Genomic DNA, 25,014 nt, shown 5'->3' on the forward strand with positions numbered 1-25,014 from the left:
GGCATCATTGTTTGCGTGGTGGATTCGGCAGGTGTGACTCGCGGGGTCGAGTGGGCCCTCGATGCGCGGTCGCTGCCGGTGCGGTTGATCGCGCTCGGTGGGGCAGCGGTGGGGTGCCTGCTGCTGCTTTCGGATGCACCGGGGCCGGTGGACTGGGTGATCGGCCTGCTGGCGGTGCTGGCCACGGCGGGGGGTGTGGGCTGGCCGCTGGTCACTTCGCTCGTCACGACCGGGCTGCTCGCTGTCGGGTTCGAGATCGGCCAGGTGGGGCCGGTGGTTGCCAAGGTCGCTGCCGCCATCGCCCTGATCGAGCTGGCGGCGCGGCGGGGCGGGTGGCAACCCCTGCTGGCGTCAGCGGCATTGGGTGGCGCGTATCTGTTGCATCCGGCGGGGGGTGTCGCCGCGACCGGTTATCGCGCACTCGTCATGGCTGGTGCGCCGCTGCTGATCGGCAGTTTGCTGCGGACGGCGCGTGAGGGTGCGGAACGGGCCAGGTGGGAGGCGGGGGAGCTGACGCTGCGCCGCGAGTCCGATATCGCGGCGGCGCGGGCGTTGGAGCGCACCGCCATCGCCAGAGAGCTGCACGACCTTATCGCCCACCATGTTTCGTCTACCGTGCTGCGCGTTGGCGTGGCCAGGCATGCGGTCCCCGATGCGCCGCCCGCCGTGCGCGAGGTGCTCGACGACATCCACGCCAGCGGCACCGAAACCCTCGCCGACCTGAGACTGCTCGTATCGATCCTGCGCGATCCGGCCATGGCAGGCGAATCCTTCATCGCACCAACGGATTTGCCCGCCGCTCTGACCGGCGTCGCAGACCGCGCCGCGCAACTGGGCCACACCATCGAGGTGCACGTAGACGACGCCGTCACCACCGTCGACGCGCTGCGCGCGCTGACGCTATTGCGCCTCACTCAGGAAGGCATCGCGAACATTGTGAGACACACGGCCCCGGGCACGAAAGCACGGCTGACCATCGATGTCATCGATGACGGCACCGTCGATTTCGTGTTATGCGACAGGGGGATGCGCACCGAACCGAAAGGAACCGGGCACGGCCTCGGCCTGGTTGGGCTGCGCGAGCGAGTCGAACTACTCGGCGGTGAGTTCACCGCGGGGCCAGGTGATATGGGGTGGCAGCTGGTCGCACGATTGCCCACCGCTGCACGGGTGTCGACGTGAGTGTGTGGTTTTGGAGGGCGATTTGGTGTCTGGTTGTGCATCTGTCCCGGCTTGGCGCGGGTGGCGATGTGAGCGTGCACCTCTGGAGGGTGATGTGGTGGCCACGTTCGTCGGTGCGGTGGTGGCGATCGGCTGCGATTGCCGATGGTGGCGTGGTGAGTGTGCGGTTCCGGAAGGTGACTTCGCTGTTCGATCGGGCAATGGTGTGGTGGCTGGTTTTCCGCTCGGGTGTTCGCCGCAGCGCAGGTGATGGCTTGGCAGCGGCCGCGGGGCGACGTGCTGTGACAGGGTGCGGGTCATGACCATTCGGGTGCTCATTGTCGACGACCAGCAGTTGGTGCGGGCCGGATTGCGGATGCTGTGCCAAACCGATGGTGCGCTCGAGGTGGTCGGGGAGGCAGCCGGTGGTGGGGACGCGATTCGGCTGGCCGAGCAGTTCGCGCCGGATGTCGTGCTGATGGATCTGCGGATGCCGGGCATGGATGGAATCCGGGCCACCGAAAGGATTCTCGCGACTCGCCCCGCGATCCGGATCGTCGTGCTGACCACCTTCGACGACGACGATCACCTCTATCCGGCGCTTGCGGCGGGCGCCTGCGGGTTCCTCGTCAAGGATGCGTCTCCGACCGACCTGCTCGACGGCATCCATCGCGCGGCTGCCGGCGAATCTCCATTCACCCAAGCCATATTGCAAAGATTGGTCGGCTCGGCAGTGGCGGCACGTGTGGCGAAGGGTGTGGAGAACCGCGCGAATTCCACCGCGCCCCAGGGTCTCACCCCACGCGAGGCCGAGGTCCTCAGCCTTGTCGTCACCGGCCTCTCCAACGCCGAGATCGCCGACCGACAGCACGTGGGCGTCACCACGGTCAAGACCCACATCGCCAACCTCATGGCAAAAACCGGCGCCACCAACCGAGTTCGACTCGCCGTGCTCGGCACCCGGGTCCAACAGCGGGGTCCGGAGTAGTGCCAGCGGTGTCGATTTTGCTCGGTACGTGTGCTGGGTGCACATCGGCGACAGCAATGCCATTCGCTGCCACGAGGGTTCGCCGCGCATCGGCGACAAGGTGGTCTTTGACAACGGCAACGTCGTCAAGACGACCTCGACAACGAGATCGGTGAGTTGACGCTGGTCTCGGGCCGGTGTCTAGCCGGGGCGTTCGATCCCGTCGGGGACGGGTCGGTTCCAGCGCTGCCGATAGCGTTCAGTGTGGGTGCTGCGCAGCGTATCTCGCGCGTTCGACGGCGCGCCGCCGTGCGCGTTCCGGATTTTCCAGATCAGCGGGCAGGCCATGCTTGGCCAGCCGGTGGGCGCGGTTCATCGGCATGAAGGCTGTGGTGTAGAAGAGCGCGAGCAGCATTGCGAGCAGGACCATCGAGCCGCGGAGCCAGAGTTCGCCTGGAAACAGCAGGAACACCGCGAACAATGGGGTGAAGGGGACCATGCCGCGCAGCAGATGGCGTGGGGCAGCGTATTTTCCGGTGAGGTCGTTGCGGACCCAGCCGCGCAGGGAATCCGGGAGGCGGCGGCCGAAGGCGTAGCCGATCCATTGGATCGGGTTGGGGCGTGCCTGGCTCATCGGCGGACTCCTGTCGTGGTGTCGGAAGGCTTTTCGTCAGCACCCAGCAAAGCTCGCCGGGCGGCCTCGTTGACCCTGTTGAGGACGTCGCGCAGTTCTTCCAGATCCGACATCGGTACGCCGAGGCGCGCCACCACGGCCGGCGGGATCTGCTCGGCCTGCTTGCGCAATGCGATACCGGCTGGGGTCAGGTCGACCAGCAGGTTTCGTTCGTCGCGCAGATCGCGGGTCCTGGTGATCAAGCCGGCCGCTTCCAGTCGCTTGAGCAGCGGAGACAGTGTCGGGGAATCCAGCTGGATCGCTTCGGCAATCGCCTTCACCGACATCGGCGCCTCGCCCCACAGTGCAAGCATCACCAGATACTGCGGGTGGGTCAGCCCGAGCGGTTCGAGTAGCGGGCGGTAAACGCCGAGCACCGCGCGGTTGGCGACGGCCAGCGCGAAACACACTTGGCGATCCAACTGCAGTGGGTCGTCGATCCGGGTCTCCATTGGTCCTCCTGGTTTCCCCGACATGTTAGCGCATTAATAGTTAGTGCATGAAGTAAATGTGCGCGACACCTCAGCGCCGCAACGCCGACAAACGCCGGATTTCGATAGCGTGTGCGCATGAGTGACGACGCTGTCGTGCCGCGTCCACGCATCCATGAGCTCGACGCCGTGCGCGGGCTTGCGCTGTGCGGGATTCTGGTCGTCGACATCTGGCAGATCACCGATATGTCGCACCGGGAATCATCGATCCGGCCTGGCATGTGCTCGGTTCGGCGGCAGCGATCATCGTGGTGCAGGCGCTGTTCAGCTACTACTGGCTGCGCTGGTTCCGCTACGGCCCGATCGAAGGGATCTGGCGTTGCCTCACCTCGTGGCAGCTCGTGCCCAACCGGTGCACCCGCGACGAACGACGGCAACGCGCCGGCATGGTCGGTGTGCCGCAGCGGTGGTGACGTGCCATCAGCCGAGTTTCACCGGCAGCGTCAGCGGACCGCGATGCCTGAACCCGGAGCGCCACACTATTTCTCGTGGTGACACCGTGAGTGTTGTGCCGGGCCATCGGGTGAACACCGCGTCGAGGGTGGCGCCGGTGATGGTGCGCACCAACGCGGTGCCGAGACAGGAATGGATGCCGTAGCCGAGGCCGAGGTGTGGGTTGCGCTTGCGGCCGAGATCCAATTCGCCCGGCCGCGTGAAGACGCGGGGATCGTGGTTGGCCGCGGCCAGGCACAGCAGCACCGTCTGACCGGACCGAATCGTGTAGTCGCCGAACCCGATGTCGGCGGTCGCGAAGCGAGGTCCCGCCAGCACCTGTGGTGACACGTACCGCAGCAACTCCTCGACGGCGGGCAGCATGTTGGATGCGGAGTGCAGTGCGGGCAACTGGTCGGGGTGGTTCAGCAGCGCGAGGATCGAACCGGCAAGTAGATCGGTGAGCACCTCGTACCAGACGAACAACAGGTAGAACAGCAGTCCGGCAAGCTCTTCCGTGGACGGCGACCCGGTGTCGTCATGGGCGGCGACCAATCTGCCGAGCAGGGTGTCGGCCCGCTCCGCCCGCGCCTGCTCGGTCGCCGCGGTGATGATGGACTGCATCGTCGCAAGCGTGTCCCTGGCGCGTGGGGGAGCGGCGGAGGCGAGCAATGTCGAATTCGCCCACACCGCAAGCGCTTCTCGCTCGTCGGACCCGAGACCGAGAAGTTCGCCGAGCACCGCGGCGGGCAGCGGCACCGCAAGCCGTTCGACCAGATCGACTTCCGCATCGGAATCCACTTTCCGCAGCAGCGATTCGACGAGCAATGGGGCGAGTCGGTCCCACTCGGTCAGCCGTCGCGGCGAGAGTTCGCCGGTCACCAGCTTGCGCAGGCGCGCATGATCGCCGGGTGCCGTGACGAGCAGTGCGTCCAGTGGTGGCGGGACCGCGAAGCCCCGGTAGTCCGTGCGGCCCGCGGTGCGAACGTCGCTGGTCAGCCGGTCATCCAGCAGGCCGGCCCGCACATCGTCGTATCGCGTCACCAGCCATGCGGGCGGACCGTCCGGTGTCCGTACCCGGTGCACACCGCCGTCGCGTCGCAGCTGGTCGAGCACCGGCCACGGGTCCGCCGCGAACTCGGCATCGAAAACTTCTTGCACCAGTCACCATCCCCGTTGTCCGCCAACATTTCCCGTCGGCGCCCGACGCGCACCAAAGTACACGCGACCGCGTCGCCTCGATCTCGGGCGACGCTGGTCGTTACTTCGCGGCCACGCCGGCCGAGCGGATCGCGTCCAGGACTTCGCCGTAGCTGAGTGTCGAGTTCACGGTGATCGTTTCCGCCACCCGGTCGACGTCGACGGAATCCACCCCGCCGAGGCCGAGCAGTGCCTGTTCGGCAACCTTGGCGTGTTGGTCGGAGTAGTTGGGCAAATCGAACGTGTAAGTCATATGACGGGCTTATCCCGACTCCGAGTGCTCAAACGTTTCGACGTCCGTTGTTTGACTCCTGAATTACCGGGAATAGCGGAGTTGTAACACCAACCAGTGCATCGGGATTGTCATGATCATAATTATCGGACTCGTCGTATTGATAGCCGCGGTAATCATCGGCGTTGCCGGGGTAGCGGCCAATATGGGCGAAGTAAGCACGTCCACGAATGATTTCGCCATGTTCGACTATCACTTCACCGCCGACGCAGGCCAGCTGTTCGGCTACGGAGCTGCCGTCGGGGCCATCGGGATGCTCGGGCTGAGCCTGCTGCTGGCCGGTGTCTGGCGCAGTTCTCGCCGTGGCATGGCGACGCGACGCGAGCTGCGAAAGACCCGCAAGGAGGTGGCTGCGGTACGCCGCAACACGCCACCTGACGCCACCCCACCGCCGCCCGCAGCACCGCCTGCCTCGCGACCGGCAAGCCCGCCGCCGAGCGGTAGCCCGGCTTGGAGCTGGAACCGGTTCATGCGCCAACCGTCCGGGAAAACCCCGGTCGAAACAGTAAGGAAATGACCATGATTGTTTTAGGGCTTATTCTGCTCGTCGTCGGATACCTGCTCGGTATTCCATTGCTCACCACCGCGGGAATCATTCTGTTGATTATCGGAGCGGTGCTCTGGATCGCCGGATCGGTGGGTCGCCCTGTCGGCGGCCGGCGTCACTATTACTAGAACGTCGACCGGCGGCGATTCAGATCCCGGACACATCGGCGAGCTGGCCAATGGCATAGGTGACTGCCATGGCCAGCGCGCCGCCGATGACAACGCGTACAACGGCCCGGCCGCGATGGCTGCCGCCGAGGCGGGCGCTGACCGAACCGGTGATCGCCAACGCCACCAGCATCGACCCGAAGGTCACCGGAATACGAGCCGTGGTGGGCGGCAACATAATTGCCAGCAGCGGCAGCACCGCACCGAGGATGAACGAGACCGCCGAGGAGATGGCCGCCTGCCACGGATTGGTCAGCTCGTGTGGGTTCAGCCCGAGCTCGGCCTCGGCGTGCGCGGTGAACGCGTCGTGTGCGGTCAGCTCCTCGGCGACCTGACGCGCGGTGGCCGCCGATAAACCCTTGGCCTGATAGATGTCGGTGAGTTCAGCAAGTTCGAAATCCGGTTCATCCCGCAGTTCCACGCGCTCTTTGGCCAACAGCGCGCGCTCGGAGTCGCGCTGGGTGCTGACCGAGACGTACTCGCCGACCGCCATGGAGATCGCGCCCGCGCTGAGTCCGGCGATGCCCGCGGTGAAGATGGCCGACGGACTTGTCGTCGCCGCGGCGACGCCGACGACAAGACCCGCGGTCGACACGATGCCGTCGTTCGCGCCGAGCACGCCCGCGCGCAGCCAGTTCAGCCTCGACGCCAGGCCCTCGGCGTGCGGCTCGTGTGGATGCGGCGCACCTCTGCCCGGCCCGGTCGTCTCGTCCATGAGCCGCACACTATGTCAAAGTCCGCAAAGTATCAGCCAGCCGAACCGCCAGCGCCACGATGGTCAGGGTCGGATTGGCGTGCCCGGTGGTCGGGAACACCGAACTGCCGGCAATGAACAGGTTGTCCACGCCGTGCACCCGGCACTCGACATCGACGACGCCGTCGCGGGGGTCCACCGACATCCTGGTCGTTCCGGTCGGATGCGCCCAGTCGGTGAGCTGCAGCGGCAATGCGCTGGCTTCGCGCGCCCAGTCGTAGAGCGCGGGTGCCGGGAAACCGAGACGAGTGAATTCGTCGATCGCGAGTGCGGCCGCGCGGCGAACTGTGGAGTCCTCCTGTGTGTTGACCCGCCAGTCGATCCGGGCCAGCGGCATGCCGAGCCGATCGGTGCGGTCGGTCAGCATGACGCGGCTGTTCGGGTTGGGTGCCTGTTCGACCATGCAGCGCAACTCGATTCGGTCGAGTTTGTGCGGCAGCCCCGTGTGCTGGATGAGCCTGCGCCGCGCACCGGACAGCAGCAAACCCGAATGGGCGAGTGCCACCTTCGCGTCGTGCGTGGTGCCGCGGCCGCGCAGTAGTTGCTTGACCGAATCCCATGGATCGTCCTCGGCGGGCACCTCTTGCAGCCACAGCGCGCAATTGAGCAGTCCCTCGGTCGCCTGGACCTCGGGTGACAGCGCGACACCGTGCAGAAAGGTGTGTTTGCCGTGCGGTGTCTTGACAACGTATTTGCCGAAACGTTCCAGCGCACTGTCCGCGACCGCCGGGTCGAGCGCACCGACCGCGCCACAGCGGTGGTCCATCAGATAGCGCCCGACCAGGTTGTGCCGGTTGCCGATGCCCTCCGGCCGGACCCGCCGCGAGGCGAGCAACAGGCGTGGATTTCCGATGCCGCCGGTGGCGAGCACGAACATCGCGGCCCGCACCGTTCGCGGTCGCGGATCGGCGCCCGCGACCTGCAACGAATTCACCCGAGCGCCATCCTGATCGGTATCGATATGGGTGACAGTGGCGTTGATGAGTACGCGGACATTCGGCGCGACAAGGTCTTTCACATGCGTGCCGAATCGCTTGCAGTCGAACGGGTCCACCGGATCCCGGCTGATCTGCCAGAAGTAGGGGCGCAAGCGCGTCGGATCCAGTGCATCGGACGGCTGTGGGCGACCGGCCAACTGCCAGAACGCGTCATCGGTGAAGCCACTGCCATAGCCGATCCCGATGTGCTCGGCGGCCCGCTCCAGGAACGGTTCGAGCTCACCTGCGCCGATCGGCCAGCCCGAGTGGGCAACCCAAGGGCGGTCGCTGAAATCGAGCTCGTCGAGCAGCCCGCAGCGTCCGCTCCAGGTATGCGACGCGCCGCCCAGAATCCGATCGCCTGCGACCCGCGTCGACTGGGCTCGGCACGCACCCACATTGTCGATATCGGCGAGTGCGTCCACCTCCTCGGACAATTCGAGGCCGCCGCTCTCCAACACCAGCACTCGCCGCGGTGTGCCCGCCAGCTCGGCAGCGAGGGTCAACCCTGCCGGGCCGGACCCGACGATGCATACATCAGCGGACAATTCGTCGTCCCCGACCGACCGCAAATCATCGATACGCAACGGAGGTCCTCTCCCGCAAAACACCCCGGCCACGAACCCCCCTGGCAGGCTCGCGTCCGTTCACTGTAAAAGGCGGGCCGGACTTTTGCCGGTGCTTCAGCAGCCCCGGCTGAAGAACGCGCGTATATAGCCCGCGGACTGTCGGACATACATCCAGGTCCAGAACTTCACACCGGAGTCGCTCGGGCTCGCCACCATGGTCAACTCGCCGCCGAAGCACTTGCTCACGATGTACCTGGCCCGCGACACATGCGGGGTGTAGGTCACCACGATGATGTGGCGCCAGCCGAACAACTGTGCCCGGCGCCGGATTTCGCGTGCCTCACCGTCGGTCGTCCACGGATACGGGACGAAACAGTCGACCTGGAAGTCGAATCGGCCGGCGCAGTACTTGTCCATCGCGTGGTCGTTGATGCCGGTCGATCGCGAGATCAGCAACTGCGGGGCGTATCCGCGCTGCGCGAGATCGAGACCCATATCGAAGCGTTCGTAGGCTGTCCCGCCGAGGACCACGATCGCATCCGCCTTCCGCAGCGGATCTATCTGCGGATGGATATAGACCGGCACGCCCGCCAGCCCGAGAACAACGACCAGGGCGAGCAGCGCACCCCACCGCAAACCAGCTCGTCGAAGGCCGGGCGCACGTCGACGATCCTCGAGCTCGGGCAGTGGACGGCGCTGTAAGTACGTGGCTCGGAACGAGTATGACCTGATCCGCGGCTTGTCGGGCGTCGGTTGTGGTAGGGGCTCGGGCCGGGCGTCGCGGTTCAGCTCGTCGTCGGAGACAGCGGTCATACCGACCAGCGTGCCATCGGGCCGACTGTGCGGGCGGTTCGCGCTGGCAGGCAGGCTGATGCAGGACGGAGGGAAGGCGTACACGTGCTCGAGTTCGGCTTCGCCGCAAGGGCTCCCGGTCGGTGGGGCTAGGGCCGGCCGGGGGTGCCGTCGCGGCGGATGGCTGTGGGGGTGGTGGCCCACCAGCGGCGGCAGCTGCGGGTGAGGGTGGCTTGTTCGGAGAGGCCGATGAGGGAGGCGACCTGGCTCATGGGCATGTCGGTGGTGGTGAGGTAGCGGCGGGCTGCGTCGCGGCGGACGTCGTCGAGGATGGCGGCGAACGAGGTGCCCTCGGTGGCGAGGCGGCGTTGGAGGGTGCGGGGGTGCGCGGTCAAAAGTCTCGCTACGGCGCCGATTTCGGGAGGTGTGGTGCCGAGTAGCTGTTGGACGGCGGCGCGCACCTTGGGGACCAGGGATGCGTTTGCGCCGCCGGACTGCTCGGCGAGGAAAGCCATCGCCAGGCGGTGCAGATTTTCGTCGCCACCGCTGAGCGGACGTGTTGCGAGGCTGCTCGGCACCCGCAGGACCGCCGCGGGACGGTTGATGCGCACCGGCGCTCCGAAGAGTTCTTCGTAGGTATGCAGCGGCGCCTCCGGGCGGTAGGGGAGTTCGACCGAGCGCAGGCCGTAGCGATCCTCGACCAGGCGTTGAATCGTGCGGTGCACGAATGCCAAGCCGAGGTCGGTGCCTTGAATGGGGGTCGGATCGCCGGGCGGCACGCCGTAGCGCAGGGCAAGCACCCCGCGATCACCGTAGGGGTCCGGTTCGAGGATCAGGCTGAGTGAGCGGGCGTGCAGGAACAGGTAGCGCGAGGAGCATTCGACGACATCGGCCAGGGTCGGTGAATTGCGGATGGCCAGTGCCAGCGGGCCCAGCATGTCGAGATCCTGGCGGCGCGCGATGCGCAGGCCGAGGTCGGGGCAGTCGAGCCGATGCGCTGCCAGCTCCAGGACAGCCGCGACGGCCTGGTCGGGTACCAGCAGGTCGTCGGCGTCGAGTGCGGCAATGGGCAGGCCGCAGGTGGTGGCGAACTCCTCGGCGTTTCCGCCCAGCTCGGCCACCGTGGCACGAAATCCGCGTAGACCCGCGGATCGAATCACCGACATGTCGCCCAGAATCAAATACTTGTCGTGCAAAGTCAAGAAGCTGCCCCTGAACCCTCCCACACTGGAGTCATGACCGAGACTGTCGTAGCTCCGGAACACCTCGATGTCGTGATCGTCGGCGCAGGGTTGTCCGGAATCGGTGCCGCCTACCGGCTGCAGACCGAATGCCCGACCAAGACCTACGCGGTCCTCGAGGCGCGCGACGCACTGGGCGGCACCTGGGATCTGTTCCGCTATCCGGGTATTCGCTCGGACTCCGACATGTTCACCCTCGGCTATCCGTTCAAGCCGTGGCGCGACGCCAAGTCGATCGCCGACGGTCCGTCGATCCTGCGCTACGTCCAGGAGACGGCCACCGAGTTCGGCATCGACCGGAATATCCGCTTCGGAACCAAGGTCGTCGCGGCCGACTGGTCCACCGACACGGCCCGCTGGACACTCACCCTCGAATTTCGCGACGCCTCGGGTGACACCGAGCGACGCATGCTGACCTGCGGCTTTCTCTATGCCTGCGCCGGGTATTACAACTACGACCACGGTCACGCCCCCGACTTCCCCGGCGCCGACGCCTTCGCCGGACAGATCGTGCACCCGCAGTTCTGGCCCGAAGACCTCGACTACGCGGGCAAGCGGGTGGTCGTCATCGGCAGCGGCGCCACCGCCGTCACTCTGGTTCCGTCGATGGCCGACCAGGCCGAGCTGGTGACGATGCTGCAGCGCTCACCGACCTGGATCAGCGCCGTCCCCGGCCGGGACAAGCTGGCCGACCGCCTCCGCGCGACGCTGCCGCCCAATTTGGCGCATCGCCTGATCCGCACCAAGAACATCCTGTTCAACATCGGCTTCTATCAGTACTGCCGACGCCGCCCGGAGGCCGCGCGCAAACTGCTCACCGGTCTGACCACGCGCATCCTGAAGGACGAACAGGCTGTTGCCGAACACTTCACGCCGACCTACGACCCGTGGGATCAGCGCCTGTGCGCCGTGCCCAACGCCGACTTCTTCAAGGCGATGAAGAAAGGCAAGGCCGAAGTCGTCACCGATCACATCGATTCCTTTGTACCCGAAGGCATCCGGCTGAAGTCCGGCCGAATTCTCGAGGCCGACATCATCATCACCGCGACCGGTCTGCAACTACTGGCCTTCGGTGGCATCGCCCCGCAGGTCGATGGTGAGTCGGTGGCGCTGTCGGATCAATTCGTCTGGCAGGGCGCAATGCTCACCGGTGTCCCCAATTTCGCGGTCTGCATCGGCTACACCAACGCCTCCTGGACCCTGCGCGCCGACCTGACCTCGCGGCTGGTTTGCCGGGTCCTCAACCACATGGACAAGAACAGCTACGCCGCGGTGGTGCCCAAGCCCGACGGAAAGCTCGACGAACGCCCCCTGCTCGACCTCGCCTCCGGATATGTCCAACGCTCGATCGGCGACTTCCCCCGCCAAGGCGACCGCCACCCGTGGAAGGTCAGGCAGAACTACCTGCTCGACTCCGCAACCACCATGCGCACCAGCCTGCACAAGACCCTCGAGGCAACCCCGAAGTCCGCAGTGCGCCATCGTGACTTGTCGGTCACCGGCTGACCCGGTACACCTCAGTGTGAAAAACGCTGGGGCTCCCAGCTGATCCGGTAGTCGAACATCCAGTTCAACGGCGCGACACCGGCTTTCGCGGCCTTCTTCAGGAAGTACGGCGTCAGCAGTCGCACCAGCAGTCGCCCGAGCCCGCTCGAGGCCTTGTCGCTGCTGGTCTCCGCGCCGTAGGCGACCACCCGCTCGACGCGCGCTCTGCGACGGTCCTCGTAGGCGGCCAATGCCGCGGCGGTGTCGGGGATGTCGCGCAGGCACGTCGCCAGCGTGACGGCGTCCTCGACCGCCATCGACACGCCCTGGCCCGACGAGGAGGCCACGGCATGCGCCGCATCTCCGACGATGACCATATTGTCGTTGTGCCACGTCGTGACCGTTGGCAGGTCGTATTGGTCGAAGCCGGGCACGAAGGTGTCATCCGGGGTTGCCGCCACTATGCGCGCGGCAGGTCCGCGATCGGCGGACAGCAATTCGACGAGCTGATCCCGCCACTGTGCCTGGGTGGTGCTTTCGCCGGCGGATCGCGAGAGTTCTTGCGAACGAGGCATGTTCGCGAACCACCAGATTTCGCCATCCGGTGCGACGAGGTAGCCGAAGAACGCCTTCTTGCCGAAGATCATGCTGTAAATGCCGGGGCGTAGCCCGAGCTCGGTGTGCAGCGTTCGGTCGGTGACGAATCCGCCGAGACCGTAAATCCCGAGAAAATGTGCTTTCGGTGCGGCCGGGTCGATGATTTCCCTTGTGCAGGAACGGATTCCGTCGGCTCCGATCAGCACGTCCGCCTCGATGGCCGACCCGTCGGCGAACGCGGCGCTGACGCCGCTGCCGGTCGACACAGCGCTCACCAGCCGCTTGTTGTACTCGTAGCGCACCCCCCGCCGGGTCGCCTCGGCATTGAGCGCCCGGTACATGTCGCGTCGCTTGATGCTGTGGGTGACGGTGCCGTCGGGAAGGGTTCCGCCGATCGGCATGTCGGTGATGTGTTTGCCGGAGCTGGTCGAAAACGACAGCGTGCTGGTCGGGTGTCCGATCTCGGTCACCACGTGGTGGGCGTCCAACAGCGCCAGCGCAGACAGCCCGTTCACCGCGACGGTCAGGTAAGCGCCGATCTGCTCAGCGGCGGCCTCCTCATACGCCTCGCACACGATCGGTTCCAGCCCGGCCCGCAGCAGAGCCATCGCGGTCACCGGTCCGGCAATCCCGCCGCCGATGATCAGGGCTTTCTTCATGGTGTGTCTCCTCCAGCTCGCTCTCGATCGTGATGTATCTTGATAATCAAGACATGAATAGTTTGAACATCAAGAGGTTTGAATGTCAAGAGAAGAGTTGGATGGGCTCCGTGAGCAGGTCGGACACGAGTCGCAGGCCCTGCAGGCGGCCGTCGACTCTGTCGACCAAGCCGCTGCGGTGGTGCTCGGCATCAACCGAACCGATCTGCGCTGCTTGGAAGTTCTCTGGCACGGCGACTCGACTCCGGGTGAACTCGCCGCCGAGCTCGGCCTCACCAGTGGCAGCGTCACCACCATGCTCGATCGTTTGTCGAAACTCGATTACGTCGTGCGCCATCCCGGGCCGGGCGACCGCCGCAAGGTACTCATCCGTATCACCGAAATCGGACTCGCTCGGATAATGCAGATCTACGGCCCGATCGCGCAGGAAGGCTCGGTAGAGGTCGCCCGTTACACCGCGGCCGAACTGCGCACCGTCATCGATTTCCTGCGCCGCTCCCGTGAACTCCAGGAGCGTCACCGAATCCGCATCGCCGCGCTCTCCGAGCGGGCCTGATACTGCACGGCACTCAGGTGAGTGGGCGGCCGCAACGCGCGTCGGGCCTCTCGGGCAGCGATGCATCGTTGGCGATCCATTGTTGCCAACGTCGGGAAGCATACGCTCGGCAGTTCCACGAAAGGCCCAGTGTGACAGGGGTATTGCTCGATCGCGGAGTCTGGTCACCGTGACGTTCGCGACACCCGTCCCCGGGGGTTCGCTTACGCTCTGATTCATGGCCGCCCAGCAGACTCCGTGGTCAGATCCGCCCAGGATTTGGTCCAGCGAGCGGCGCCGTGCCCCGATCTCGGGGCCGACGCAGGTCGGTGTCGGCGGCGGACGACCAACGCGGGTCGGCGGTTCTCCGGTCGGCGATCCCGGTCAGGCGCCGGACGCGACAGCGGTATTCGGCCCGCCGGTGCCGTATTCGCCCGGCGACGAGGCTGCCCGCCGGGAGCTGTACCGCCCGCCGGCCGCCGAACTCAGCAAGACTGCGCCGCAGCAGCATTCGCAGCCCGAGCCGCCGAACAGAACTGGATTGTTGATCGGGGTCGGCGTGGTCCTGCTGATCATCATCGGCCTGCTGCCAATGATACTGCACGACAACTCGACATCGACAAGCAGCTCATCGAATGTCAAAGCGTCGCAGGCTACGACGACGAGCGTCAAGGTCGCACCGGCGGCATCCGCTGCCAAGTTCGTCCGCGGGATTGCCGTCGGCAGGGTCGCTGCCAACGACGGATCGACACTCACGGTCGAAGGTGTGCTGGGCAGCGTGGCCGTGGTGCGCATCGACGCACGCACTCGGGTTCTGATGTTGGCCGCGGTCCGTGCGGCCGACGTAAAAGTCGGCACGATGGTTATCGTGCAGGGGGACAAAACATCCGATGGCACTATCAAGGCGAAATACATCGTAGGTGACGGCGCTCCCTTCAGTCGATGATCAGGTCATCGCGGCACTCGTGGCGGGTAGCGGATCACCCGGTGTTCAACGCCCGTCGGGCGCGGAACTTCTGCGCGCTGTTTCCCGCACGCGAATAGACTGGGCGACCTCGTCAACCGCCTTGCAAACGATCGCTCCGTAAGCGTCGTCACCGAGGGTGTGGAGACTGTTGCGGGCCGCGTCGATCTCATGTTGCGCGGCATCGAAGGAGCCGAGTCGGCGATAGTTGTCGGCCAGGTTCAGGTGCAGTGAGGGGTAGAAGCCGCGCACGTCGAGTTGGGCGTCGTATTGCCTGGCGCGGTCGGCGGTCATGCTGTCTGCCGCGTCCAGCGCCCGGATATCCCACGAAAGCGCCTGCGCCGCATCTTCGTATAGATCCGCCAGGTAGTGCGCAACAGTGCAGCGGTGCAACGGGTCACCCTGTGGCCCGAGGGAATCCCAGATCTCCCGCAGCGCATTGCGGGCGGCGTCCGGAGAACCTTCGCGCCCGAGGGTGATCGCGCGAGTGATCGCCGCCATCGTTTCATCCGGCGATCCTGCTGTGGCCGAGGCAGTCATACGTTGTGTCCCTTCGAGTTCGGGTGTGCTGTGGGCATTACCAGCGTGGTGAGGTCGCCGTCGGTCGCCGAACGGACGAGGACCGGCAAGTCGGGCGCAGCGATGTCGAGCATGATCTCCGGGCCGAGCGCGGCACCGATCGCGGGTGACAGGGTCGTGGCGGCGAAGGTGAGATCGATGCCGGGTCCGGTCAGCGTCACGGGCAGTCGCGCGGTGCGGCCGTCGGCGCGCGACAAAGCCAGCACCGTCGCTTCGACGGAGAAGATGATCGTGCCGTCGTAACCTTCGATCATGTCCAGCAGTCGGTCGCGTAGCACCAGCACTCGCGTCCGCGCGGGTGCCAGCCCCGCCAGCATTGCGCGATAGTCCGGGAACGAATCATCGATCGTGCGGCATCGGCGCTCGATGCTGCCGGCTGCGACGACAAGCGCTCCCGTCGCGGGGGCCACGGTGACCTCCTCGGCCTCACGAAGCCAGGAACCGATCGACGCGAGATCGCCTGCGTCGACAACCAGTGACCAGTCAGCGGCTGGTCGGCTCAGCGCAATCGTTCTTGTCGAAAGCCGATACCGGTCCGTTGCCGTCAACGTCAGCGAACCTGCGCTTGCCTCGATCAGAACACCGGCGAGTACCGGTATTTCGTCGGTCCGAGCCGCGGCGGACCGCACCTGGTCGATCGCCGCCGCGAGCGTCGCGGCGGACAAGGAAGTCTGCCTCGTGGCCGTGTCGCCGATCGTGCCCTTGATCGTGCGAGCAACCACCGCCGCCTCCTCTGCTTGCCGCCGCAGCTCCAGCACATGCGCGTCGAGCAATCGCGCCGCCCGCTCGACATCTCCCGCCAAGATCTCCGAAATGACCTCGAGCGGCACCGCGATCCCTCTGAGCTGCCGGATCATCACTGCCCGCGCGCACTGCGATTCGCGGTAATACCGGTACCCGGTCGCGCCATCGACCCGCGCGGGAACCAACAGCCCGCAGTCGTCGTAGAACCGCAGCGCACTCGGCGTGAGCCCACTGGCCCGCGCCAGCACCCCGATGGTGATCAACTCCTCCGACCCGAATTCCGTCACTCGGCCATCATGGAGCTTCAGGTAACCCGAAGGTCAACACCACGGCCCCTGCCTGCCGCGAACCACCTGGTCCTCGTGAGACCTGGCCCGGCCGTTGGTAAAAACCGTCTCCAGAAGTCGAGTAGACTGGCGACTACCGACGCGGGGTGGAGCAGCTCGGTAGCTCGCTGGGCTCATAACCCAGAGGTCGCAGGTTCAAATCCTGTCCCCGCTACAGGCGGCCCAGGTCAGAGAGATTTTCGATCCCTTTGACCTGGGCCATTTTTCGGCTTCCTGGATGTTTTGGTTTGGAAACACGGCGTTCTGGATGACTGCGGCCATCTGTTTGCTCGCCCGTCCTCGTGTTGCGTATGTTCTCAGGGTTTCGGTCGGGTCGGCCTGGCCTACCTGGTCGGCGACAATGGCTGCCGAGAGCCCAGCGTCCGGGCCGAGGTCGACTACGAGCTTGCGGAACGAGTGTCCGGTGATCGAGTTGGGGATGCCGAGCGCGCGCCGGACGCGTCGCCATTGGTCGTTGAAGTTCGTGGGGTCGCGCAGGGCGCCGACGTCGGACTGGAACAACGGGATCGTGCCGTCTTTCATGGGGGTGAAGGTGGGGGATGATTCCTGTTGCAGAATCCAATCCGGTTGGTCACCGCGATCACGACGGGCGTTTGTCTGTGGGCTCGAGTTCCGCGCGCGCCGCGGTCACCAAGGCAGCGACAGCCGCAGGCAACGCATGCCGAGGGTCCGGGGCGAAGCGTGGCGAGTGGTTGACGGGCATCCGCGACGGCAGGCTCCCCTCAGTGAGTAGCAATTCTTGGTCTTCCGAGGTGAACCGGCTGGGATCGGCGCCGCCGATATGCCAGAACACCGACGGACAGCCCGCCGCCGCGCCGAGCAGACCGAAGTCTTCGCTGCCGGTGATCGGCTTCGGCAATGGAAACACTGTGAGTCCGCCTGCGGTGAGCTCCGTCATGACGCGCTCGGTGGCGCCGGGGGTGTTAACGGTCAATGGGAAGCTGTCGAAGACCTCCACTACCGGCTCACGTTGTGCGCCAGCGGCTGTGGCTTCCGCTAGGACAATTCGGTCGATCGCTTCCAGCATGTCCCGACGTGAGCCAGGGGTGAACGTCCGCAAGCTCAGTAGTATTTCCGCACTGTCGGCGATGATGTTGGCGCGTTGTCCGGCATGCAGCGCCGCAGCAGTGAGGACTGGAGCTGCCGACAGCGAGGTCTGCCGGGCAGTCAACGCCTGCAGCCGCAGCACCAGAGAGGCCGCCATCGCGAGTGAATCGACGGCCAGGTGTGGAGTCGAGGCATGCCCGCCCTCGCCGGTCAGCGACACCCGCACCGAATCGGCGGCAGCCATCAACGGACCACCCCGGGTCAAAATCAGCCCGGCAGGCAACGGGCTCACATGCTGCCCGAGGCAGATCCAGGGCCGCGGAACCTTTTCCAGCACACCGTCGTCGAGCATCGCCGTGGCTCCGGAGCCGGTTTCCTCGGCGGGTTGAAAGATCGCAACGATTGTGCCGGGTAGCGCGTCTGAGGCTGCCAACTCGGCACAGACGGCCAGCAGTGCGGCGACATGGAAGTCGTGGCCACATGCGTGCATGACCCCGGGCACGGTTGAGGCGTATTCGAGATCGGTGTCCTCTTGGACCGGCAACGCATCCATATCCGCCCGCAGCCAGACCACCGGTCCGGGGGCTCCTCGAAGAACACCAACCACTCCCGTGCCGCCCACACCTGTCGTCACCTCCCAGCCGGGCAGTGACCGCAGCTCCTGGGCCACCAGGTCCGCTGTAGCGTCTTCGACCCCCGATAACTCGGGGTGCGCGTGCAGGTGCCGGTAGACCTGCTGCCAGTGTTCGTCCACGACAACTGTTCCTGTCATGTCGGTCTAATCCTGCGATTCGACGGGGATTGATCTACTTGGGCTGGATGCAGCACTGCGGATCGAGCGGTCGGCAATGCTCCGCATCGTGGCAACAATGTCTGAGGGGTGCGTGAGTTGCGGGTAATGTCCGCTGTCGGTGACGGTTACGACCGTGGCATCGCCGGAATCACCGATCAGCGGATCAAGTGATCCGGCAACGATGTGGACAGGGACAGGGAACGGCTCGGTTCCGTCGAGTAATGCCTGGAGAGCAGCGCGTTCCGAGCGTTGGTTCGCAGCCCGGAGCCAGTTGGCTACTCGGCGGGCGACGCCAGGTCGCTGCAGTTGCTTTTGCGCGCTTTCGATGGCCCGACGAATATGTTCTGAGGAAAGGGCACCGCTGTCGCCGAGCAGAGTGCTCGCCAAACGGTCGGCCGACATCCGCCTGAGGAGTGGTGCGGCGAGCATTGGTGTACGGAGCAACCAGTTGGGCCGCGCTTGGAGGAAGTACGGGGAGATAACGAGCACGGCCGCGATGCGTTCGGGATGGGCGGCAGCATAGCGCAGTGCCGGTGCGGCGGCCGCTGAGTGGGCGACAAGAATGGGGCGGGTTCGTACCGGCTTCAGCAGATCGGTGACCCAGTCCAACGGTGTCGCCGCTGTAGCGGTAGAACGGCCGAGTCCGGGTAGATCGGCGACGAGAACGCGCTCGTTGTCCAATTCGCTGATCACTCCCTGCCATGAATCACCGTCAAGGGGAATTCCATGCAGGAGAACGAAATCCGGCGAGGTGCTGTCTCCGGCGACAAAAGTCCGAGATCCGCCGACTTCATGGAAGCCGCCGGGAAAATCCGTCGGCGTCGCCCCGAAGCCGTCCGATACCAGCCGGTCGGCCCAGCGGCGCAGGACGGTCTCGACTCGGGGCTGCTGGAGCCCTGCGGCTCGGGCGACCTTATCGGTCGAGGTCGTGTCGTAGCGGTCCTCGGAGAGGAATGTCAGTGTTTCGGGGTTTACGCCGGTCAATGCGGTTGGCAGGCTGCGGATCAGCCCGACTGGCACTTGCGTTTTGGGTGCACGTACGCCCAGGTGGTCGGCCAGCAGCCGCACCAAATCGGGCAGGTTGGGCGTGTTCGCATCGAGCACCCAGTGCAGACCGCCAGGCTCCGGATCGTAATCGGGAATCGCGGCCATGAACTTTGCGAAATGATCGACGGCGACCACGGGCACGAAGGTACGTGCGGTTCCCGGAAGTGCTGGGAGTTTCCCCATCCACAGATCGCGGACCACTTCAGCCAAACCAAGGTACTGACCGACCTCGCCGGTCTCTGAATGGCCGATCACGCTGCTGGGATTGACCACAGTCAGTGGGACACCCGATTGCGCCGCGATCACCCGCATGGCGGCATCCGCTTCGGTCTTGGAACCTTCATAGGCTCCTTTGCCCCGGTAGAGCTTCGCCAATTCTTCTTCGGGAAGCGGATACCGCGGTTCAGGGTCGGATCCGACCCGATATCCGGACACATGGATCAGTCGACGAAGGGCACGACGGGTCGCGGACCAGTACAACACGTTGAGAGCACCCTCGACGTTGACAGCACTTGCCTCCTCGCGTTGCAGCCCGAACCGATAGATACCGGCAACGTTGAAAACATCCCGGATACCGGCCAGTCGATCGTCATCCGCCTGACTCAACCCGAGGTCTGTGCCTTTCGTGAAATCGCCGGACACAACCGTGAGTCGATCGGCGGCCACGCCGCGATCGCCTAGCCACACGCGCAATTCATCCTCTCGGGTTCCTCTCGGCTCGCCTTCGGCATTCGCGCGCCTCTGAGCCGGATTGCGAATAACGGCAGCGACCGCACGGCCCTGATCCAGGAGATGTAGCACTGTCCACTTGCCGATAAGGCCCGTCGCGCCGAATACCACCGCGTCTGGAGCGCTGCTCAAGGTCTCTTCCATTTCATCCTCTAACTAGACCGGTCTACATATTACGTTTAGACGTCTCTGAATCTTGTGCGATCGTCAGTCTTTGGTGAGTAGCCTGGCGATGCGCCGTCCGACCCGCTCAACGGGGATCCGGCTGCGGCTGGCACGCGCTAGCACCAGTGCACCTTCGATTAGGGCGAGCGCCGTCGTCGCGAGTTCATCCGCTTCGGTCGGGTCGTGGCCGTCGGCGCGCAGGGCATCTGCCAGCGTTCGTTGCCAGCCGGCGTAGATGCCGCCGCAGATCGGTTGCAGGGCGTCGTTGGTGGCAGCTACCTCCAGTGCCACGGTGGCCACTGGGCAGCCTTTGCTGTAATCGGCGGCGACCATCCTGTCTGCCAGTGTTTCCAGCATCGCTCGCACGAGATCGCCGAGGGTGGGCGCCTGTAGGGCCAACTCCTTGACCATGCGATCGACATCCCTGCCCGCCACGGCGAGGGCTTCGCCGACCAGCTCGTCCTTACCGCCGGGAAAGTGGTGGTAGAGCGAGCCTCTGGGAGCCTCGGCCAGCTCGAGCACCTGCTTCAGTCCGGTGCCGTGGTATCCATTCGCCTCGACCATCAATCGAGTCGCTTCAACCATCCGTGCTCGCGTCGTATCTCCCTTTGTTGCCATACAACACGCTAGACCGGTCTGCATAATCATGTCAACCACCCACGAACTCGATTGCCGGATCAATGTGGCCCGTGGTGTGTGACTTCGTTGCTTGTGGAGTCGTTACGTGCCCATGGCGCAACGGATCTCGATGCTGAACGTACCGACACGCTGATCGTTGCCGCTGTCGAGGGCACCGTTGCCATGTGTCGTGGAACGAAGTGCGCAACCGTTGGACCGGGTGGCGGCTCAGTTCGAATTCCTGGTCGGTGTCGTCACCGGCACAGTTGAAGCGTCGCCCGAGTAAGACGTGGCCCGCCGCGGCGACAGGCCGACGGGTACCGGCATCGATCGTTTTCGTGGGTCAATTGTTGGCGCGCAATTCGTCGATCACCTTGGTGGCCTGGTCGAGCAGATCGGCAGGGCAGCCCCAGTAGTCGTAGATGCCGCCGCGCTCGCGATTGCTGCCGCAGACCACGAAAACGCCGGTGCCCAGTTGTGTTTTGAGGTGGGTGGCGAGCCAGCCGACGAATCCGCTGTTGTCGGCGTTCGGTGGGAAGTGGAAGGACCATAGGCCGAATCGTTCTACGCGGGCGTCCGCGAGCGGTGCGGGACGCAGGGTGCTCCAACTGGTTTCGTCGCGGACCACCGCGAGGGTGTCGGGGGTCAGTGTCGGCGGCTGATCGATCGGGGTTTCGTGGAAGGACCAGACGCCTTCGTGCACGACGAACTCGGCGGCCGCGATGACGCGACGCAGCCGTTGTTCGGTCTGCTCGCGGGTTTCGACACTGACGTTGACCATGGTGTCGAGGGTAGGCCCTGCGCGGGCCGGGCCATTCGGTTCACCGGAGTGCACGCTCGGGACATCGGGCGCTATTCGTACCTGGTCGCCACTAGCTGGCGCGCAAGTCGACTCGGTTGCTCGACCACTGTCAGCTGCGTCAACACTGATCGCAGGCGCTTGGTGCTGGAGGCATCGCGCCGGTCGGCGGACCATATCGCTCGGTCCGCCCGACGACCCGATCCGATTGCGGTTCACATGCGTTCGGGTGCGGCGATGCCGAGTAGCCCGAGGCCGTGTTCGAGGGTGCCCGCCGTGAGCCGGCACAGTGCGAGCCGGTTTCCGCGGGTGGGTTCGTCGGCGGTGAGGACGGGGCAGTTGTCGTAGAAGGTGGTGAAATCGCGAGCGAGATCGTAGAGGTATCCGCAGAGCCGGTGCGGTTCGAGAGTCGCACCGACCTCGGCGATCGCCGCACCGTAGTTGTCGAGCTCCAGCGCCAGAGCTCGTTCGGCAGGCCGCAGCGCAATGGTCGGGTCGATGACGGCATTGTGGTCTTCGGCCTTCCGAAGAATGGAACGGATCCTGGCGTGCGCGTACTGGAGGTAGACGCCGGTGTTGCCGTGCAAGGCGACCATGCGGTCGAGGTCGAAGACATAATCCTTGACGCGCGAGGTGGACAGGTCGGCGTACTTCACCGCGCCGATACCGGACTGCTCGGCAATGCTGTCCAGGTCCGCACACAGCATGTCGGGGTTCTTTTCGGCGACTACCGCTCTGGCAGTGGCGACTGCCTCGTCGAGCAGTTCTGTCAGCCGCACGGTACCGCCTGCCCGAGTCTTGAAGGGTCGTCCGTCCGGCCCGAGAACTGTTCCGTAGGAGACGTGTTCGACATCGATGACATCGGTCAGCCACGCGGCCCTGCGTGCGGTTTCGAAGACGAGTCGGAAGTGCAGTGCCTGTCGGGAGTCGGTGACGTAGAGCAGCCGATCGGCCCGCAAGGTTTTGATGCGATAGCGGATGGTGGCCAGATCGGTGGAGTCGTAACCGAATCCGCCGTCGCGCTTGCGGACCATCAGCGGCACGGGCTTGTCGTCGGGGCCGGTGACCTCCTCGGAGAACACGACCAGTGCGCCTTCGCTGTCGACAGCAATGCCTTTGTCCACGAGCTCGGCGATGGTCTCGGCCAGCAGCGGGTTGTAGAACGACTCGCCGACATAGTCGTCGGGAGTGAGCAGCACGTCGAGGCGGCGGTAGATGTCGCCGAATGCCTGCTCTGATTCGGTGACGATCTCGCGCCACCTGGCCAGCGTGGCGGGGTCGCCGGATTGCAGCGCCACCACACGGGTTCGGGAACGGTCGGCGAAATCGGAGTCGGTATCGAAGGCGGCACGGGCTGCTTTGTAGAGCCGATCGAGTGCCGAAACCGCCGAGGTGTCGACGGCGAGGTCGGTATGGCGCCAGTGCGCCGCTGGGTGTTCATCGAGGTACTGGATGAGCATTCCGAACTGGGTTCCCCAGTCGCCCAAGTGATTCTGTCGGATCACGTCGGCACCGAGGAATCCGAGTACCCGCGCCAGACTGTCGCCGATGATCGTGGTGCGCAGATGCCCGACGTGCATGTCCTTGGCGATGTTGGGAGCCGAGTAGTCGACTACCGTGCGCCGCCCGAGTTCCGAGGCGGCGACGCCGAGGCGATCGTCGGCCAGCCGCGTTGCCACCTGTGCCCAGACCACGCGGTCGGGCACCGTGATGTTGAGGAATCCGGGCCCGGACAACTCCACCGGCGCGAGGAGATGATCGGCTTCCGCGGCCAGTGCCTCGATGAGCTGTTCTGCGAATTCGGCCGGCTTCAGGTGGAGGCGTTTGGCAAGTGCAAGAGCCGCATTGGATTGGAAGTCGGCGTGCACGGATCGTCGGACAACCGGGTCTGCGCCTGTCATGTCGGGTCGGGTCCTGCTGATCGCCTCGGCGACGACAGCAGCGACCTGACCGAGCAGCGGCAGCACTCCGGGGTTGTACACAAACGATGTCCTCCTGGCTCGTAGGAAAGCGCCATTGTCTCCGGTGGGTCCGAATTGCGCAGGTGGTTTATTGCTGGCCCGAGTGATGGTTGCGCCAGCGGGTCTACCGGTCCCCGCGGCAGGCTCGGCGTTAATCTCTGGTCAATCAGCTCAATGGGAGGCGATATGGCGCGCGGACGGATCCGTGATCCGATTCGGACGCGGGCGGTGATCATCGATGCGCTGCTGGCCGCCTTGGACGCGGGCGAGGTGTCGCCGACCGCGAAGAGTATTGCCGAGCGGGCCGGAGTTTCGCTGCGCAGTATCTTTGTCCATTTCCCGGACCTGGACGAGCTCAAGGCCGCCGCGACGATTCAGCAGACCGATCGCGTCGAACAACTGATCACCGGTGCCGACCCGGACTTGCCGCTGCGCGACCGGGTGGCTGCGGTAGTAGTGCAGACCGCGCAGGTGTTCACCCTGCAGCGCCGGATCCGGGTGACCGGCCTCGTCGAATCGCCGAGTGTGCCCATTATCGATGAGCGGATGCGGCGTGGGGATCGCTTGCTGCGCGAACAGCTCGCCCGCACCTTCGCCGACGAGCTCGAGCAGCCCGACGGCGCCGTCGACGAAGAACTCCTCGATCTGATCGAGGCCACGACCGCGTGGAGCTTCCGCCACCATCTCGTCGACCGGTGCGGGAGGTCACCCGAGGTGGCCTCCGATGCGGTGCGCCGGACACTGCTGACGCTGCTCGACGGGACGTGATGGGCCGCGGCCGGTGGTCAGGATCGGTGGATCGGCCCGTGGGAATCCGCGCAGTGCAGGTCTGCCGGGGACGGATCGAGGTCCGAGACATGGTCGACCTGCAGCGTGGTGTGTGCCAGGCCGAACTCGTCGTGCAGGGTTGTTTCGATCGTCGAGCGAGCTGCGTGGCAGTCGGCGCCGTCGGTGACGAGGATGTGTGCCGACAGCGAGGGCTGGCCGGAGGTGATCTGCCAGACATGCAGGTCGTGCACCTCGGTCACCTGCGGGATGGTGACGATGCGCGCACCGATGGCATCGGGGTCGAGGTGTGCGGGCGCGGCCTCGAGGAAAATGCGGCCGGATTCACGGACCAGCGACCAGCCCGCCTTGGCCATCAGGACGGCGACGACCAGCGCGGCGATGGCATCGGCGCGGGCAAAACCGGTCAGCCACACCACCGCACCCGCGATGGCGGTGCCGATGAAGGCGTAGAGGTCGTTGAGGATGTGCTGGAAGGCGCCTTCGACGTTCAAACTGGTGCGGTTGGCGCGGCTGATGCTCCACGCCGCGGCGATATTGACGATGATCCCGACCAGCGCGGTGATCAACACCAGCGGACCCGAGACGTCGGGCGGATCGATCAGCCTGCTGATGCCCTCGTACACGAACCATACCGCGAGCAAGAGCAGGGTGATCCCGTTGGCCTGGGCGGACAGTATCTCGACGCGCTTGAACCCGTAGGTGAACCGGCCCGCCGCGGGCCGCCTGGCGAGCCGGATGGCGATCATGGCGAGCACGATCGATGCGGCATCGGTGAGCATGTGCCCGGCATCGGTGATCAGCGCCAGCGAGTGGGCCAGGATGCCGACGACCACCTCGACCGCCATGAAGGCGAGGATCAGCCCGAGCGCTATGGACAGCCAGCGTGGGTCGGA

Annotated in this window: 27 protein-coding genes, 1 tRNA gene and 1 pseudogene; 11 read left to right on the plus strand and 18 right to left on the minus strand. The window is 65.4% G+C overall.

What is annotated here, in order from left to right:
* Positions 1 to 15 precede the first annotated feature (15 nt).
* The 3 genes and pseudogenes from OHA42_RS11715 to OHA42_RS11725 all read left to right on the plus strand — a co-directional run.
* Positions 16 to 1,182, plus strand: a complete 1,167-nt coding sequence (locus tag OHA42_RS11715) for a sensor histidine kinase (protein WP_406236771.1) — start codon at positions 16 to 18, stop codon at positions 1,180 to 1,182.
* A 298-nt stretch (positions 1,183 to 1,480) separates the two neighbouring features.
* Entirely contained in the window at positions 1,481 to 2,149 is a 669-nt protein-coding gene (locus OHA42_RS11720) for a response regulator (protein ID WP_406236772.1), read from the plus strand.
* Positions 2,150 to 2,183: 34 nt separating this feature from the next.
* Positions 2,184 to 2,347 (plus strand): annotated as a pseudogene (locus tag OHA42_RS11725) (acyltransferase); the annotation flags it as partial.
* A gap of 40 nt (positions 2,348 to 2,387) precedes the next feature.
* Here OHA42_RS11725 and OHA42_RS11730 read toward each other — a convergent pair.
* Positions 2,388 to 2,762 (minus strand): DUF5313 family protein, encoded by a 375-nt coding sequence (locus tag OHA42_RS11730; RefSeq protein WP_406236773.1) that lies wholly within the window; start codon positions 2,760 to 2,762, stop codon positions 2,388 to 2,390.
* Positions 2,759 to 3,253: a MarR family winged helix-turn-helix transcriptional regulator gene (locus OHA42_RS11735; protein WP_406236774.1), complete on the minus strand. Its 495-nt coding sequence runs from the start codon at positions 3,251 to 3,253 to the stop codon at positions 2,759 to 2,761. Before OHA42_RS11735 ends, OHA42_RS11730 begins: the two co-directional genes overlap by 4 nt.
* A gap of 185 nt (positions 3,254 to 3,438) precedes the next feature.
* Here OHA42_RS11735 and OHA42_RS11740 point away from each other — a divergent pair, with 185 nt between their 5' ends.
* Positions 3,439 to 3,705, plus strand: coding sequence for a DUF418 domain-containing protein (locus OHA42_RS11740; protein WP_406236775.1), 267 nt, complete (start codon positions 3,439 to 3,441; stop codon positions 3,703 to 3,705).
* A gap of 7 nt (positions 3,706 to 3,712) precedes the next feature.
* Here OHA42_RS11740 and OHA42_RS11745 read toward each other — a convergent pair whose 3' ends face one another.
* On the minus strand, positions 3,713 to 4,885 hold the full coding sequence (locus OHA42_RS11745; RefSeq protein ID WP_406236776.1) for a cytochrome P450: 1,173 nt from the start codon (positions 4,883 to 4,885) through the stop codon (positions 3,713 to 3,715).
* A gap of 100 nt (positions 4,886 to 4,985) precedes the next feature.
* On the minus strand, positions 4,986 to 5,177 hold the full coding sequence (locus OHA42_RS11750; protein WP_406236777.1) for a hypothetical protein: 192 nt from the start codon (positions 5,175 to 5,177) through the stop codon (positions 4,986 to 4,988).
* A gap of 112 nt (positions 5,178 to 5,289) precedes the next feature.
* Between OHA42_RS11750 and OHA42_RS11755 the strand changes: the two genes are divergently transcribed.
* Positions 5,290 to 5,733 (plus strand): hypothetical protein, encoded by a 444-nt coding sequence (locus tag OHA42_RS11755; protein ID WP_406236778.1) that lies wholly within the window; start codon positions 5,290 to 5,292, stop codon positions 5,731 to 5,733.
* A gap of 2 nt (positions 5,734 to 5,735) precedes the next feature.
* The gene (locus OHA42_RS11760; RefSeq protein ID WP_328412783.1) at positions 5,736 to 5,891 is read left to right on the plus strand and encodes a DUF6131 family protein; all 156 of its coding nucleotides are present in this window, start codon (positions 5,736 to 5,738) and stop codon (positions 5,889 to 5,891) included.
* Positions 5,892 to 5,910: 19 nt separating this feature from the next.
* Here the strand turns inward: OHA42_RS11760 and OHA42_RS11765 are convergent, their stop codons facing one another.
* From OHA42_RS11765 to OHA42_RS11780, 4 genes are all read right to left on the minus strand, one after another.
* Positions 5,911 to 6,645, minus strand: coding sequence for a VIT family protein (locus tag OHA42_RS11765; RefSeq protein ID WP_406236779.1), 735 nt, complete (start codon positions 6,643 to 6,645; stop codon positions 5,911 to 5,913).
* A 10-nt stretch (positions 6,646 to 6,655) separates the two neighbouring features.
* Complete coding sequence (locus tag OHA42_RS11770; RefSeq protein ID WP_406236780.1) at positions 6,656 to 8,248, minus strand: GMC oxidoreductase; 1,593 nt, start codon at positions 8,246 to 8,248, stop codon at positions 6,656 to 6,658.
* A gap of 96 nt (positions 8,249 to 8,344) precedes the next feature.
* Entirely contained in the window at positions 8,345 to 8,962 is a 618-nt protein-coding gene (locus tag OHA42_RS11775; RefSeq protein ID WP_406239292.1) for a YdcF family protein, read from the minus strand.
* Positions 8,963 to 9,171: 209 nt separating this feature from the next.
* Positions 9,172 to 10,188, minus strand: coding sequence for an AraC family transcriptional regulator (locus OHA42_RS11780; protein WP_406236781.1), 1,017 nt, complete (start codon positions 10,186 to 10,188; stop codon positions 9,172 to 9,174).
* 69 nt (positions 10,189 to 10,257) lie between these two features.
* Here OHA42_RS11780 and OHA42_RS11785 point away from each other — a divergent pair, with 69 nt between their 5' ends.
* Positions 10,258 to 11,769, plus strand: a complete 1,512-nt coding sequence (locus tag OHA42_RS11785; protein ID WP_406236782.1) for a flavin-containing monooxygenase — start codon at positions 10,258 to 10,260, stop codon at positions 11,767 to 11,769.
* A gap of 11 nt (positions 11,770 to 11,780) precedes the next feature.
* On the opposite strand, the gene OHA42_RS11790 is transcribed toward OHA42_RS11785, so the two are convergent.
* The gene (locus OHA42_RS11790) at positions 11,781 to 13,004 is read right to left on the minus strand and encodes an FAD-dependent oxidoreductase (protein ID WP_406236783.1); all 1,224 of its coding nucleotides are present in this window, start codon (positions 13,002 to 13,004) and stop codon (positions 11,781 to 11,783) included.
* Positions 13,005 to 13,086: 82 nt separating this feature from the next.
* On the opposite strand from OHA42_RS11790, the gene OHA42_RS11795 reads away from it, so the two are divergent.
* Positions 13,087 to 13,560 (plus strand): MarR family winged helix-turn-helix transcriptional regulator, encoded by a 474-nt coding sequence (locus OHA42_RS11795; RefSeq protein WP_406236784.1) that lies wholly within the window; start codon positions 13,087 to 13,089, stop codon positions 13,558 to 13,560.
* A 217-nt stretch (positions 13,561 to 13,777) separates the two neighbouring features.
* Positions 13,778 to 14,485, plus strand: a complete 708-nt coding sequence (locus OHA42_RS11800; RefSeq protein WP_406236785.1) for a hypothetical protein — start codon at positions 13,778 to 13,780, stop codon at positions 14,483 to 14,485.
* A gap of 45 nt (positions 14,486 to 14,530) precedes the next feature.
* Here OHA42_RS11800 and OHA42_RS11805 read toward each other — a convergent pair whose 3' ends face one another.
* Both OHA42_RS11805 and OHA42_RS11810 read right to left on the minus strand, forming a co-directional pair.
* Positions 14,531 to 15,004: a hypothetical protein gene (locus OHA42_RS11805; protein WP_406236786.1), complete on the minus strand. Its 474-nt coding sequence runs from the start codon at positions 15,002 to 15,004 to the stop codon at positions 14,531 to 14,533.
* Positions 15,005 to 15,039: 35 nt separating this feature from the next.
* Positions 15,040 to 16,113, minus strand: coding sequence for a MerR family transcriptional regulator (locus OHA42_RS11810; RefSeq protein ID WP_406236787.1), 1,074 nt, complete (start codon positions 16,111 to 16,113; stop codon positions 15,040 to 15,042).
* 140 nt (positions 16,114 to 16,253) lie between these two features.
* Between OHA42_RS11810 and OHA42_RS11815 the strand changes: the two genes are divergently transcribed.
* Positions 16,254 to 16,327, plus strand: a tRNA-Met gene (locus tag OHA42_RS11815).
* Here the strand turns inward: OHA42_RS11815 and OHA42_RS11820 are convergent.
* The 6 genes from OHA42_RS11820 to argS form a co-directional block, all read right to left on the minus strand.
* Entirely contained in the window at positions 16,309 to 16,695 is a 387-nt protein-coding gene (locus OHA42_RS11820; protein WP_406236788.1) for a hypothetical protein, read from the minus strand. The genes OHA42_RS11815 and OHA42_RS11820 overlap by 19 nt on opposite strands.
* A 58-nt stretch (positions 16,696 to 16,753) precedes the next feature.
* Positions 16,754 to 17,992 (minus strand): amidohydrolase, encoded by a 1,239-nt coding sequence (locus tag OHA42_RS11825; protein ID WP_406236789.1) that lies wholly within the window; start codon positions 17,990 to 17,992, stop codon positions 16,754 to 16,756.
* Positions 17,993 to 17,998: 6 nt separating this feature from the next.
* Positions 17,999 to 19,933 carry an alpha/beta fold hydrolase gene (locus tag OHA42_RS11830; protein WP_406236790.1) on the minus strand — a complete coding sequence of 645 codons (1,935 nt, stop codon included), beginning with the start codon at positions 19,931 to 19,933 and terminating at the stop codon, positions 17,999 to 18,001.
* 63 nt (positions 19,934 to 19,996) lie between these two features.
* Positions 19,997 to 20,539, minus strand: a complete 543-nt coding sequence (locus OHA42_RS11835; protein WP_406236791.1) for a TetR/AcrR family transcriptional regulator — start codon at positions 20,537 to 20,539, stop codon at positions 19,997 to 19,999.
* A 376-nt stretch (positions 20,540 to 20,915) separates the two neighbouring features.
* Entirely contained in the window at positions 20,916 to 21,353 is a 438-nt protein-coding gene (locus OHA42_RS11840) for a DUF6196 family protein (protein ID WP_406236792.1), read from the minus strand.
* Positions 21,354 to 21,586: 233 nt separating this feature from the next.
* Positions 21,587 to 23,353: an arginine--tRNA ligase gene (argS, locus tag OHA42_RS11845; protein ID WP_406236793.1), complete on the minus strand. Its 1,767-nt coding sequence runs from the start codon at positions 23,351 to 23,353 to the stop codon at positions 21,587 to 21,589.
* A 165-nt stretch (positions 23,354 to 23,518) separates the two neighbouring features.
* Here argS and OHA42_RS11850 point away from each other — a divergent pair, with 165 nt between their 5' ends.
* Complete coding sequence (locus OHA42_RS11850) at positions 23,519 to 24,100, plus strand: TetR/AcrR family transcriptional regulator (protein ID WP_406236794.1); 582 nt, start codon at positions 23,519 to 23,521, stop codon at positions 24,098 to 24,100.
* Between the two features lie 17 nt (positions 24,101 to 24,117).
* On the opposite strand, the gene OHA42_RS11855 is transcribed toward OHA42_RS11850, so the two are convergent.
* On the minus strand, positions 24,118 to 24,966 hold the full coding sequence (locus OHA42_RS11855; RefSeq protein ID WP_406239294.1) for a cation diffusion facilitator family transporter: 849 nt from the start codon (positions 24,964 to 24,966) through the stop codon (positions 24,118 to 24,120).
* Positions 24,967 to 25,014: the final 48 nt, after the last annotated feature.

Source organism: Nocardia sp. NBC_01009, from assembly GCF_045208035.1.
GTDB lineage: Bacteria > Actinomycetota > Actinomycetes > Mycobacteriales > Mycobacteriaceae > Nocardia.